The organism is Blautia caccae (genome assembly GCF_040095955.1).
Classification (GTDB): domain Bacteria; phylum Bacillota; class Clostridia; order Lachnospirales; family Lachnospiraceae; genus Blautia; species Blautia celeris.
Map to the genome: position 1 here is coordinate 178,023 of NZ_JBBMFP010000010.1, position 12,752 is coordinate 190,774.

11 protein-coding genes and 2 tRNA genes are annotated in these 12,752 nt (G+C 49.2%); 5 read left to right on the top strand and 8 right to left on the bottom strand.

Annotated elements, in window-relative coordinates:
- Positions 1 to 196: 196 nt before the first annotated feature.
- From WMO65_RS13075 to WMO65_RS13100, 6 genes are all read right to left on the bottom strand, one after another.
- Positions 197 to 1,504, bottom strand: a complete 1,308-nt coding sequence (locus WMO65_RS13075) for a sodium/glutamate symporter (RefSeq protein WP_033141442.1) — start codon at positions 1,502 to 1,504, stop codon at positions 197 to 199.
- A gap of 10 nt (positions 1,505 to 1,514) precedes the next feature.
- Complete coding sequence (locus tag WMO65_RS13080) at positions 1,515 to 2,216, bottom strand: RraA family protein (RefSeq protein ID WP_103732516.1); 702 nt, start codon at positions 2,214 to 2,216, stop codon at positions 1,515 to 1,517.
- A 48-nt stretch (positions 2,217 to 2,264) separates the two neighbouring features.
- Positions 2,265 to 3,188, bottom strand: coding sequence for a hydroxyacid dehydrogenase (locus WMO65_RS13085; protein WP_033141444.1), 924 nt, complete (start codon positions 3,186 to 3,188; stop codon positions 2,265 to 2,267).
- A gap of 280 nt (positions 3,189 to 3,468) precedes the next feature.
- Positions 3,469 to 4,332 carry a MurR/RpiR family transcriptional regulator gene (locus WMO65_RS13090; RefSeq protein WP_033141445.1) on the bottom strand — a complete coding sequence of 288 codons (864 nt, stop codon included), beginning with the start codon at positions 4,330 to 4,332 and terminating at the stop codon, positions 3,469 to 3,471.
- 90 nt (positions 4,333 to 4,422) lie between these two features.
- Positions 4,423 to 4,495, bottom strand: a tRNA-Gly gene (locus tag WMO65_RS13095).
- 5 nt (positions 4,496 to 4,500) lie between these two features.
- A tRNA-Gly gene (locus WMO65_RS13100) sits at positions 4,501 to 4,571 on the bottom strand.
- A gap of 288 nt (positions 4,572 to 4,859) precedes the next feature.
- Between WMO65_RS13100 and WMO65_RS13105 the strand changes: the two genes are divergently transcribed.
- Genes WMO65_RS13105 through WMO65_RS13115 form a run of 3 tightly spaced genes read left to right on the top strand, consistent with a single transcriptional unit; the run spans position 4,860 to position 7,173 of the window.
- On the top strand, positions 4,860 to 5,234 hold the full coding sequence (locus WMO65_RS13105) for a metal-dependent transcriptional regulator (protein WP_033141473.1): 375 nt from the start codon (positions 4,860 to 4,862) through the stop codon (positions 5,232 to 5,234).
- A gap of 17 nt (positions 5,235 to 5,251) precedes the next feature.
- On the top strand, positions 5,252 to 6,451 hold the full coding sequence (locus WMO65_RS13110; protein ID WP_256157806.1) for a glycosyltransferase: 1,200 nt from the start codon (positions 5,252 to 5,254) through the stop codon (positions 6,449 to 6,451).
- Positions 6,415 to 7,173 carry a lysophospholipid acyltransferase family protein gene (locus WMO65_RS13115; protein WP_148392812.1) on the top strand — a complete coding sequence of 253 codons (759 nt, stop codon included), beginning with the start codon at positions 6,415 to 6,417 and terminating at the stop codon, positions 7,171 to 7,173. The genes WMO65_RS13110 and WMO65_RS13115 overlap by 37 nt, the downstream gene beginning before the upstream one ends.
- Before the next feature lie 29 nt (positions 7,174 to 7,202).
- On the opposite strand, the gene WMO65_RS13120 is transcribed toward WMO65_RS13115, so the two are convergent.
- Positions 7,203 to 10,424, bottom strand: coding sequence for a YhgE/Pip family protein (locus WMO65_RS13120; protein ID WP_148392811.1), 3,222 nt, complete (start codon positions 10,422 to 10,424; stop codon positions 7,203 to 7,205).
- 507 nt (positions 10,425 to 10,931) lie between these two features.
- Here WMO65_RS13120 and WMO65_RS13125 point away from each other — a divergent pair.
- On the top strand, positions 10,932 to 11,102 hold the full coding sequence (locus tag WMO65_RS13125) for a hypothetical protein (protein ID WP_187370607.1): 171 nt from the start codon (positions 10,932 to 10,934) through the stop codon (positions 11,100 to 11,102).
- A 27-nt stretch (positions 11,103 to 11,129) separates the two neighbouring features.
- On the top strand, positions 11,130 to 11,708 hold the full coding sequence (locus tag WMO65_RS13130; protein WP_033141447.1) for a TetR-like C-terminal domain-containing protein: 579 nt from the start codon (positions 11,130 to 11,132) through the stop codon (positions 11,706 to 11,708).
- Positions 11,709 to 11,891: 183 nt separating this feature from the next.
- Here WMO65_RS13130 and WMO65_RS13135 read toward each other — a convergent pair whose 3' ends face one another.
- Complete coding sequence (locus tag WMO65_RS13135) at positions 11,892 to 12,614, bottom strand: DUF975 family protein (RefSeq protein ID WP_103732779.1); 723 nt, start codon at positions 12,612 to 12,614, stop codon at positions 11,892 to 11,894.
- Between the last annotated feature and the right edge of the window lie 138 nt (positions 12,615 to 12,752).

Below are 12,752 nucleotides of genomic sequence, written 5' to 3' on the forward strand. Positions count from 1 at the left end.
TATGACTCGTAACTTTCGCTGCGATCATGTCATATAATCTCACTACCATTTTCATCTGATACCATTATTTATTTTTTTCTGGTATCCTATGGTAACAGAATTTTTTTCCCTGTGTAAGCACTTTTTTTAATTTCAGCACTTCGCCCTCAGGACCTGTTCTCATCTGTACGGCATTCGTCAGATTCCCCTGTTACTCTTATCTTTGTTTTCTTACAAATAACTCATTAAACAAAATCGTAACGATTGTGACAGCCGCCCCTATCCCTACCAGAATCCATAGATTATTTACGGCGATAACAGGCCAAATTGCTACGAACACAGAAGTACAAGGTACAAAACAGCCCTGCGCCACACCAAATGCCTCCCAGCTTTCCGTCTTTACATCCGGGTCAACACAGCGGGCCAGCGCCAGGCCGCTGGGTGTAGAACCACAGCCTGCCCCGAAAAACATCAGTGCCAGAGGAAACCAGTCCTTTCCAAACCAACGGCGCATAAATACCATACACAACAGTGACATTAAAAGGATTATGATAACCATATGTATCAGAATCGGCGCAAGATATGTTGCAAAAAATGATAAATTTAATGTTGCTGTTGCAGAGCAGATACAAATTTCCAGCGCCACACCGCCGATATTATCCACGGCCGCCTTATCCGCGTATTTATCCAGATGTGTTCTTGTCAGGAAAAACCATACGATGATCGCACCAACTATGCCGTACAGCAGAGAGGGAATATTCTGCGCTGCCGGGATCACTTTTGCAATTCCTCCGAATATAACGCTTCCAAGCCACATACTCAGAAATACAAAACACATCTGAAGTGCCAGGCCGTTAATGGAATCAGACGCAATGGTGGCTCTTCCCAGGGATTTCTGTTCTTCCGGCAAAACATAATCATTTTTTCTTTCCCTGCTGTTTCCCCCTTTATCCAGTGCTCTTGCCCAACCCCTACGGACCCCCACATTAACCCAGAACATTCCCGCTACCATGGCAACGATCAGACCTAAGGTTGCCAGGATGAGGCCAATACTCAGCATCCCCTCTACACCTAATTCCTCGAACAGCGTGCCGGATGATGTAGCAGCACCATGACCGCCCCAATAGGTAAATACGGTCATAACGCCCCAGCTTTCAGGCAGCCCTTTCCAAATCTTTTGCAGTCCTACGCCTGCAAGAATACCAACCAGCATCTGTGAAAAATACGACAGCATATTACTGCTGATCGCACCTGCATAGGATTTCATTTTTGATTTATTGATCGCGATACCGAATAATGTAGTAGTCAGTACAATATTGATCATTGGTGACGCCATGCTTGACCAGGTATCGGGCATTGCAAACAGGTTCAAGACCTGCGGCCCCATGATCAGTGCAGCGGCACCCCCGATCAGTCCCGAAGGAAGATACAGCTTGCGCAGAGGCTTTATAATCTGCCGAAGCACCACTCCTATCATTAAAAACAAAAATAGTAACATCAAATCATTGACTGCTGTTGTATACATAATTTTCCTCCTAACACTTCGTGTAATCCATATAGTCCGTGTATTCCACTCCCAGCGCCCGCAATTTTTCCTCGACCCAGGGACGTATGTAAGTTCCTTCCTTTTTCATGGTATCCAATATTTTTCTCTCATTTTCCTGTATTTTTCGTACCTTGTCCAACAATTCCGGGGCTTCCTCAGGCCTGATAAAAATCACGCCATCCTCATCTCCCAGAACGATATCTCCGGGATTGACCACTCTTCCTCCACACACTACAGTGGTATTGATCTCCCCCGGCCCGTTTTTATAAGGCCCATCCGGTGTCACGCCTCTGGCATAGACAGCAAAATCCTCCATTTTAGACATTGCATCCACATCCCTGACTGCTCCGTCCACAACAATCCCTCTGATTCCTTTCATCCTGCAGTAAGTTACCATCAACTCTCCAAAGACAGACCTTCTTGTGTCCCCTCCGGCATCAATGACAATGACATCCCCCGGCTTTGCCAGATCCATCGCTGCATGAAACATCAGATTATCCCCTTCCGGAACCTTTACGGTAAAAGCCGTGCCCAGCAGTCTTGTTTTATTTACAGGGACAATATCCTCATGCACTGCAGACATCCGCCCCATACAGTCATCCAGGTTTGCTACGGCAACTCCTGCAAACTGGTCTACCAGTGTTTTTTCCGGTCTCTTTATATCCTTTACGATCCTGCATCCTGTTTTCATATTTTCCAATCCCTTTCCGCTTTCTTTTATGGTTTTTTTCCATGCCTGCTATATTACTCTATGCTTCGGTTCCTTCCCTTCCAGAACGCTGAGGACCTCCTCCACGACCTCCATTCCCATGCGGTAGAGGGCCTCCTCTGTATTCGCCCCTATGTGGGGTGTTGCGCAGAAATTCTCCAGTGTCATCAGCTTATTGCTTCCATCAGGCGGCTCACTGACAAACGCGTCACAGGCAGCCGCTTTTATTCTTTTCTCTTTCAGAGCCTTATATAAGTCCTCTTCATTGACGATCCCGCCCCTTGCTGCATTTATTAAAATGGCATTCTTTTTAAAATACTGAAATTCCGGCTCTGCGATCATATTTTCAGTTGATTTCGTAAGCGGCACACTGATATTCACAATATCCGAAACCATAAGCAGATCCTTCAGCTCCGTGTACTTTTTTATCCCCCAGGCTTTCGCCTGCTCCTCCGTACAATAGGGATCATATCCCGCGAGCACTGCCGAAAAGCCATTTTTCAGTATCTCTCCTACACGCCGTGCAATATTTCCCATGCCGACTAACCCTACCGTCTTATTTGTCAGCTCAATACCTGTCATCTCCGGAGGGGCGATCCTTTCAAATCCTTCTTCTCTGCATTTTGCATCACATACGGATATTTTTCTGCTGACCGTCAGCATTAAGCCCACAATCAGTTCTGCCACAGAATTTGTGTTGGCTGACGGGGTGTTGAGCACGGTAATTCCGTATTCCCCGGCAGCTTCAAGGTCTATCGTATTACAGCCAACGCCATGTTTTCCTATTACCTTCAAGTGCTTTGCTCTCGCCATAATTTCCCTGCTTACCTCTGCAGTCCGCAGGATAACCGCATCAATATCCTCCGCATGCTCAAAAGAGTCCACTACCTCTGCTCTTTTCCTGAGTAAAGCCTCTGCATCCGGATGAATGTATTCACTTAAGTATACAACCATATTTTTTCTCCCTGTTCTATTCCTTGAGATCATGTTATCGTAACGGCCGTTACCTGCTTATGCTTCTATTATATTTACAACATTCACTACATTCCATTGATGCTTCACACAAGAGTTTTCCTGATATTTTATATACTTTACACTACGAATTTTGTTATTTTGTTATATTTTCTTATGATTCAAAAATTTTCACTACATTTTTGTAACAGGGCATCTCTATCCTTATATCTCTGCATAAAAATAAGGCGCACGGTTTCTGCGCCTTATCCTGTCCGTATAATTATTGGGTCAGTCTATACTCATCTAAGACTTTATCCCTTTCTATCAGTTTCTGGCGGAATGTCTGCGGCTCCTTCCAGCACATGAGAATCAGCAGATATTCCAAAACACCTTCCACTCCTATCATGGAATGAAAAAAACCGCAGTGTTCTGTTTCCACCAGCAGCACCTCGTCTGCGTATTTCACAACCGGAGACTCCATGCTGTCTGTGATCAGACAGCAGTACACGTTTCTCTCAGACAAAATTTCACCAATCTTTTCGTCTATCTTGTAATAACGGGGAAAATTGAGGAAAATGGCAGCATCTGACTCATCTAATTCCGTGAGTTTCGCAAGCTGGTCATGGCTCTCCTCTGTTACCGCGCTCACTTTATCGGTAAGATGTCCCAACAATCTTGAAAACTGGACCGCGCACCCTTTACCGCCGCGTAAACCAATGATCACCTTCTTGTCTGCCTTCAAAAGTCTGTCTGCCGCATCTTCATACCGTTCTTCGCTGTTCTGCCGCAAAGAGGTATCCAGATTGATCCCCATCAACTGAATCACTTCGTTTATGGAATCCTTGCTTTTTATATATTTATGGGTCTGCATGGTAAAACGGTCATATAAGGAATGTTTCCCTATTTTCTCTCTGTCCTTTGCAAGCTCATGCTGGATATACTCTTTCATGTCAGAAAAACCATCAAACCCTATCGTTCTTGCAAACCGAATGACAGAAGCATCACTGACGCCAATCTCCTTACCGATCTCTTTTGCCGTCATGCCAAGAACCCTCTTTTGATTTTTCAATATATAATCTGCAATCTTTCCCTGCCCCTTTGTCAAAGAATATTCCATAATCCGGTTCATCAACGTTGTATCCATATGCTATGCTCCTTCTCTTTGCTGCGGTCATCATAGCCATCCGCTTTCCCATGTAAAAAAGCCCCTGCAGATACAGGGACTATAAAAAAGAGCGCGAGACGGGACTCGAACCCGCGGCCTCGACCTTGGCAAGGTCGCGCTCCACCAACTGAGCCACTCGCGCATAAGAGCGGGTGATGGGAATCGAACCCACATATCCAGCTTGGAAGGCTGGTGTTCTACCACTGAACTACACCCGCAGGTTATTCTGTTGTGTTGTGTGTCTGTCCTTAGGACGTTATTTATAATATAATAAATTGTTCCAATTGTCAAGACATTTTTTACAATTTTTTTCAGGGAATTTTGAACGGTTTTCTGTGTACCGCCAAACGCGCTGCCCGGCACGGGGTGAACGGTAATATTTGAACTTCTTTTCAATCTATGTTATGCTGTTAATATCTATGTGTGCAGAGGAGTTTTTTATACCTTGGGCATACAAAAACGGAGGATTTACTGACCTCTATTAACGAAAAGGAAGGATGTTGATTTTGAAAATACAAGAATCCGCAGAAAACTATTTGGAAACCATTCTCATGATCGGAAAAAGAAAGTCCCATGTGCGTTCCATTGATATTGCCAATGAACTGGAATTCTCCAAACCCAGTGTCAGTGTTGCAATGAAAAATCTCAGAATCAACGGCTACATTGAAGTTGATGCCGAGGGTTTTATCACGCTCACACCGGAAGGCCGGAAAATAGCAGAAAAAATATATGAGCGTCACCAGCTCCTCTCCGGATGGCTGATCCGCCTGGGCGTTGACCCCAAAACAGCCGCGGAGGATGCCTGCCGCATGGAACATGTCATAAGCGCGGAGAGCTTTGAAGCCATCAAAAAGCATACACACCGTACTATTACAGAATAGAAAGCGTTTTATTTATCATGAAAATATTATTAGTAACGGAACAGTTCTGTCTGGCAAACAACGGCATGACGATTTCCAGCCAGCGTTTTGCCCGAATCCTGCGGGAACACGGGCATGAGGTCCGTATGATGGGATACAGCAGAGAACCCGTGGATGCAGATGGAGAATACGCCTATGCCATGAAAAAGCTTACCATCCCTGTTTTTGACAATCTGATCACATCCCAGGGAATGATATTTGCAAAAGTGAACAGAAAAATCATCCGGGATGCCCTTGTATGGGCTGACCTGGTGCACATCCTTTCTCCTTTTGCCCTTTCCCACGTAACCATTAAAATGGCCCGGCTTTACGGTGTGCCCTTTACAGGTGCCTTCCATGTACAGCCTGAGAATATAACATCCTCCATCCATTTGAGCAGAGCAGATTTAGTCAATGATGCCATATATCACTGGTTTCATTTTTATATTTATCGTTACTGCCGTCATATTCACTGTCCCAGCAATTTTATCGCCGGAGAACTCCGCCTGCGGGGCTACCATTCACAGCTCCATGTAATTTCCAATGGTATTGATCCTGATTTTGTATACCGAAAATCCCCAAAGGTCAAAGCTCTGGAAGGAAAATTTGTAGTGCTGATGGTGGGACGGCTTTCCATTGAAAAAAGACAGGATGTGCTGATCAGGGCTGTGGCCCGCTCCAGATACGCCGACCGGATTCAACTGGTCCTGGCAGGAAAAGGGCCGCGGAAAGAAGCGCTGCTCCGGCTTGCAGAAAAAGAACATCTTGCCAATCCCTTACAGATTCACTTCTTTCCGAAAAAACATCTGCTGGAATTGATCTCCATGAGTGATCTGTACGTGCACGCAGCGGATGTGGAGATAGAAGCCATGTCCTGCATGGAAGCATTTGCCGGCGGCCTGGTGCCTGTCATTGCCGACAGCCGCAAATCCGCCACGCCACAGTTCGCCCTGGATCAACGAAGCCTCTTTCAGGCAGGCGACAGCAATGACCTGGCTGCAAAGATAGACTACTGGATCGAGCATGAGGCGGAACGAAAGGCCATGGAGTACAAATACAGTGCTCTCGGCAAAAAATATGCTCTTGAAAACTGTGTCCGCCAGGCAGAGGAAATGTTTCGGCAGGAGTTGGAGGAGCATGCAGGAAAAAGGAGGCGTTTTATTTGCCGGAGAAGAAAACAGAGTCAAAAGGATTCCTGAAAGAGGATGAACATGTGATCCACATGTGGCAGCCTTTTTCTTTTGAGGTAAAAAAGGGATACGATTACCGGCGCGCCAACCCGCTCTCCCGCCTTACCTCCTCCCTCCTAAAAACAGTGGCATTGCCTGTCCTGACAGTATTTGACCGTGTTGTACTGGGATCCCGCATTGACGGCTGGAAAAATCTGCGCAGGCTCAGAAATACCGGCGCAGTCACCGTCTGCAATCATGTCCATATGCTGGACTGTACGCTGGTGGAACAGGCACTCTTTAAAGAGCGCACGTATTTCATCACCCTGGCATCCAATTTTAAAATTCCCCTTGTCCGGCATCTGATCCGTATTCTGGGCGGCGTACCTCTCTCCGCCGATGTGCAGACCACTGCTGAACTTTTTTCAGAGATGGGAAAGGCCCTGAAAAAGGGCGCCTGTGTACAGATATACCCCGAGGGAGTCCTGCTCCCCTACTGCCGGGAACTCCGCCCCTTCAGAAGAGGTGCCTTCTATCTGGCGGAAGAGAACCAGGTTCCCGTTCTTCCCATGGTGATCACCTTCCATACCCCCACAGGCATCCGCCGCATATACAAAAGAAAGCCCTGCCTGCGTCTTCACATCCTGCCGCCCCTCTGGCCGGACAGCACTCTGCCTAAGAGGCAGCAGATAAAAGATCTGCAGGATCGCTGTTTTTCTTCTATGTATAAAAAAATCACGGAAACCCGCTGAACGCTCTGCGGTTTCCCGTGATTTTTTTGTTATGCCAGACCCTTTTCTTCCAGCCAGTCTGCCAGAATATGTTTGCCGGCTTTAATCTTCCTCGCCCTGAGCTGGAATTCTATCAGGGTAAGCCCCGTAAATACCACGCACAGGAAGATCATAAATACAACCGCGCCCTGGATACTCTCTCCACCCGAGATCGTGCTTCTGAACGCTTCCACAGAATATGTGAACGGCACCCACTCATGAAGATAAGGCACAAAAGAACCTGAGATCTCCAGCGGATAAGTCCCCACAGACCCTGCTAACTGAACCACCATAAATACAAGCATCAGGAAGCTTCCCACTTTGCCGATAAAATTGGTAAAGAAATACATCACTGACATAAATGCCACACTGGCCAGACACGCAAATCCAATGGTCCGCCCCATCTCCATAGGACTGAACCCGTCAAATACGTGGAGAAGCAGCACCATGGCAACTGCCTGCAAAACAGCAATGGCATAGAGCACAGATGCCTTGCTGAGCCACCAGGAAAAGCCTGATTTTAATTTTCCCTTATATTTTGTCAGCGGATACATCAGGCTGAATGCAATACATCCCACCCAAAGCCCCACACTCATCATATACGGTGCCATGGCGTGCCCGTTATTTTCCACGGTCGTTATCATGGTCTCTCTCGTCTCCACCGGACCGGCGAACATTTCCACCGTGTCATCCGTGGTTTTTGTATCCTTCACCTGTTCTGCACCGTCCAGCAGGCTGCTGCTGAGTGTATCGGACCCGTCAGCCGCCTGGCTGATGCCGTCTCCCAGCTCTTTACTGCCATCCTTAAGTTTCCCGGCACCTTCCTGAATCAGTCCGGCCCCCTCGCTTAACCGAGATGCCCCATCCAGAAGTGTGCTGTTGTTGGCGGTAAGCTCGCCGGTCCCGGAAACCAGGGACCCGGTTCCGTCTTTCAGCCTGGATGCACCGTCATAGAGCTGGCTGCTGCCCTGAAGAAGTGCTTTCGCACCGCTGTCCAGCCGTTTTGCTCCGTCCGCCAGGGTGCCGGCACCATCATCCAGACTGCCTGCGCCATCATTTAACTGACGGATCCCTGTCTCCAGTTCCGGTACCTTCCCCTGCAGCGTACCGGCTCCATCCTTCACCTGTACAGCTCCGCTGCCCACACCGGTAATACCGCTCAAAAGACTGTCTGCACCGTCCTGAAGCGGTTTCATGGCCTCTTCCCGGAACTGCTGTCCCCCTGCTGCCGCCTGTTCTATGCCGGCTTTCAGAAGCGGGGATTTCTGATCCAGCTCATTTGTTCCTGCCTCCAGCTGCTCCGCTCCTGCCTTTGTCTGGCTGGCACCTGCGTTAAGAGCCGCGGCCCCGGTCTCCAGCCCGGACATTTTATCCGTCACCAGTTTCACACCGTCCGTATACGCAGCCGTTTTATCTGCAAGGACCTCACTGCTGTCCCGCAGTTTCTTCACTGCCTTTATAACCGGTTCCATCATCTGGGCCTCTGTGCCCGAACCCTGACGGCTTTCCACAGAAGTTACGGTCTGTCCGCTGACGCCTGCAAGACCGTTCTCTGCCGCATCCGCTGCTGCCGATACAGCCTCCCCGGCCCCTCTTAAGGCACTGCCGCTCTCCTTAAGCAGAGAAGCCGCGCCTTCTAAACGTCCGTTTGCCTCATACACTGCACGCTCATTTTCCTGTGCTGCGGCAACCGCCTGACCGGCTGCCTCTATAATCTGGCTGATATCACCGGAAGCCACAGCCGCATCAAGCGCCTCAGCCAGGCCGTCTGCAGAAACAGCATTTACACTTGCAATTCCATCCGCAGAAGCTTCCAGCTCCCCGGCCTTTCCCTGCAGTTCGTCTGCCTGCCCGTGCAGGGGTTCCAAAGCCGTCTCTGCCTCTGTGACATCCACGTCTGTCTGAACGGTTGTCACTTCCTCAGCACCCTGCGCACTGCTGTTTCCGCCTGCTGTCAGCATGGCATATAACTGTTCCAGCCCCTGATGCAGCGCGGAAACGCCGTCTGCCAACTGTGCAGAACTTGCTCCCTCTGCCCCGTTGACAGCCTCCATACCTGCCCTCAGCTGTTCTATTCCTGTCTTCAGATTCCCACTTCCGGCCTCCAGTGCTCCCGTTCCCTGAACAAGAGCCTCTGCACCCTCATGAATCTGCTTTGCGGAATCCGGCAGCGTCTCCGTGCTCTGCCGAAGCACTTCCAGCCCCTTACACAGTTCTGCCATTGCCGCGTCTGCATTCGATACCCCCACTTTTAAAGCTGTACCTCCGGCTTCCAGCCGGGCGGCTCCGTCTGCCAGTGCTCCTGTCCCCTGTGCAAGCTGATCCACCCCGTCCTTCAGTGCCGGCACCTGCCCATCCAGTTGTGAAAGTCCGGTATGCAGCGCTCCTGCACCGCTCTTTAATTCCTCAGCTCCCGAAACCAGCGTACCGGTGCCATCCGAGAGTTCACTCACTCCCGCTCCTGCAGCCGTCACACCGTCCTTTAGTTCAGCCGCTCCCGAATCCAACTGATCGGCTCCGTCCTTTACCGTGCTCACGCCGTCCACATAAGTTTTCAACCCCACGCGCAGCGTATCACTCCCTTCCCGAAACGTAAGGGAGCTGTCCGCCAGAGTCTCCAGATTATCCGTTATGGTCCTGTTTCCGTCCGATATCTTACTCACACCATCCTTCAGGTCCCTGGACCCATCGGCAGCCTCCTGCATCCCGTCCCCAACCTCAGCAATCTGGTCAAACACAGCCTGGGTATATGTCTTCGTCACTTCCTCCGCCACACTGTTTTTCACCTTCTCCATAGCCGTCTCACTCATCTTGGACGCAATATAATTCGTCCCCGGATTGGTCTGATAGGCAAGTTCCATCTTCTTTGGCTTCTCATCCATCACCGTAGACGCATTCTCGGAAAAATCCTCCGGAATCGTGATCACCATATAATAAGTACCGTTTCTAAGCCCTCTTTCGGCGGTCTCCGCATCCACAAAATTAAAACAAAGCGATTCCTCCTCCCGGAGCTTCTCAACCAGTTCCTCCCCCACATTCAGCTCCCTGTCATTATAAGCAACCGCCTCATCTTCATTCACCACCGCCACCGGCAGCTTATCCAGATTCCCATAAGGGTCCCACATAGACCCCAAAAACAGTGTAGTATAAATCGTAGGAATCAAAACAATCGCCACAACCACCACCAAAAGCAGTTTATTATGGACCAGTCCCTTCCATTCCTTTCTCAGCAAATCACATTCCCCTTTCTGTCACCATTATTCCCAACACGCCATCCACCAACCCCCTCTACCATTCTATGCCCCACTTTCACATTAGCACACTCCAAATCCATTAATAGATACCGTGTTGATTTTCAAAGCAACCTGTATTATACTAAAACCATCCCACCCCCACAACCATCAATCCCCCCTCACCCCATCCATTACTAGACACCCCGCCCCAATTATGTCTCATTTTATACTTTTTTAACATTTTCCCACATTTTCACTCTCAGCCACCCGCACTTAATAACCAACCGCCCCACACCTTCACTCTCAGCCACCCGCACTTGATAACCAACCGCCCCACACCTTCACTCTCAGCCACCCGCACTTGATAACCAACCGCCCCACACCTTCACTCTCAGCCACCCGCACTTGATAACCAACCGCCTCACCCCTTCACTCTCAACCACCCGCACTTGATAACCAGGTGAAGTCACAGCGGCAGGGCCGGGAGGGCGGGGTGTCAGGTGAGGGATGTCTCAGAGGAGCGCCAGGGAGATCCACCTGCCCCAGTTACTTAATGAAGAGGCCATTGCCGATGAATTTAGTAACTGGGAGCAGGTTAGCTCCCTGGCAGCGGAACGCTTCCCTCACCTGACACCCCGCCCTCCCGGCCCTGCCGCTGTGACTTCACCGTCCCTTTAATCAAGACAAGAAAGGAGCCCCAAAATAATGCCAAAAAAACCCGACCGCCGCATAAGAAAAACCAAATCCCAACTCCGCGCCGGCCTCTCCAAACTCATGCAGCACAAAAGCATCAAAGAAATCACCGTAAAAGAACTGGTAGAAGAAGTCGACATCAACCGTTCCACCTTCTACCTCCACTACACAGACATCTACAACATGCTGGAAACCATAGAAAACGACCTGCAGGAAGAAATCCTGAAAATCATCCAGGAACACCCTGTCAGCCCCTTCAATGAAGCCAGCTTCCCCTTCATAGAGGACATCTTCCTGATCCTCTGGGAAAACAAAGACATCTGCAGCGCCCTTTTAGGCCCCAACGGCGACATGTCCTTTGTCAGCCGCATAGAGAGCATTATCTCCGAGCACAGTCTGAAGGTCCTGAAAGCCACCTTCCCGGAAAACATGGACAGCCTGAAATACTCCTATTCCTTCTGCCTCACAGGATGCATCGGCCTGATCAAAACCTGGCTGGACTCCGACACAGGCGAATCCCCCCAGCACATGGCTGACCTGACCTTCCGCCTGATCATGAACGCCCTGAAAGACATTTACCCCAAACCATAACCCGCCGCAGCCTGCCCCAAGCACTTTCAGACTGCACAGGGAAAAACGAACAACTTTTCTGCACAACAAAAAACCGGCCTGCCGTCCTCCATACGAATCACCATGCAGTCCAAACTGCATCATACATCCATATAGAGTCCGGCAGGCCGGTCCTGTCAGCTCATTCAAACACAGGAAAAACCATCAGCTCCTGGCAGTCTTGCCAAACCAGTCCTCCCTGAGTGCCACATAAAGCTCCGCATTGGTGGCATCCACATAGGGCTTCACATAAAAAATCCCAGCTACTCCGCATGTGATTCCACCAACTATCAGCCACCCGAAAAAAGAAAGGTCCAGAATAAATGCTTCCCACTTCTGCCCATACATCATCTCCTTGCTGATGCGAAGAGCCTCCCTGTAATCAATATCCGGCTGTTCCGCCAGAATATAGGGAACCATTCGGTAAGCATAACTCATCACAATTCCCGGGATCACAAGCAGCAGCGTCCACAGAGCCACAAACAGATTTTTCATGAACATAACCAGCACAGAGTTTCCGTAATACCCGCTCTTAAACCCAAACAACAGCTTAGAAACCGGCGCATTATAATCCCTGTTCTCCACATAAAATCTGCAGGCCCCCATCAGCAGCATCTGAAACACAAAAATATCAAGTAAGATCACTGCCAGGGAAACAGCTCCCGCACTGTAAGCGCTTCCTCCCCAGTTAAAAAACGAATGGCTCCAGTCAAATTTCAAATGCAGTCCGGAAAACTCAAGGAACGATCCCGAAGGGCCGTCACTGCTATAGCTGCGCCCATATTTTGTCGCCACAAGAGCCGATATCAGGGATACCAATACTGCCGGTCCGTAATTTTTCAGGAAATTTGCCTTACCGTTCATTTTCAGGTCAATTCTGTTCCACATAACTTCATCCCCCATTCTCCGGAACCAGTGCCTGTCAGAAAATTCATTCCGACCAACTGTGACACACAGCCTCCCGAAACCATTTTCAAACACGCTCCGATGAATATATATCCGGATAATTTTTCACTGTTCCATATT

Bases quoted from the DNA above. Each gene is read 5' to 3' on its own strand.
- WMO65_RS13080 (WP_103732516.1), bottom strand. From the start codon at position 2,216: ATGAAAACAGGATGCAGGATCGTAAAGGATATAAAGAGACCGGAAAAA.
- WMO65_RS13085 (WP_033141444.1), bottom strand. From the start codon at position 3,188: ATGGTTGTATACTTAAGTGAATACATTCATCCGGATGCAGAGGCTTTA.
- WMO65_RS13090 (WP_033141445.1), bottom strand. From the start codon at position 4,332: ATGGATACAACGTTGATGAACCGGATTATGGAATATTCTTTGACAAAG.
- WMO65_RS13075 (WP_033141442.1), bottom strand. From the start codon at position 1,504: ATGTATACAACAGCAGTCAATGATTTGATGTTACTATTTTTGTTTTTA.
- WMO65_RS13135 (WP_103732779.1), bottom strand. From the start codon at position 12,614: ATGTGGAACAGAATTGACCTGAAAATGAACGGTAAGGCAAATTTCCTG.
- WMO65_RS13125 (WP_187370607.1), top strand. From the start codon at position 10,932: ATGTCTCAGAGGAGCGCCAGGGAGATCCACCTGCCCCAGTTACTTAAT.
- WMO65_RS13130 (WP_033141447.1), top strand. From the start codon at position 11,130: ATGCCAAAAAAACCCGACCGCCGCATAAGAAAAACCAAATCCCAACTC.
- WMO65_RS13110 (WP_256157806.1), top strand. From the start codon at position 5,252: ATGAAAATATTATTAGTAACGGAACAGTTCTGTCTGGCAAACAACGGC.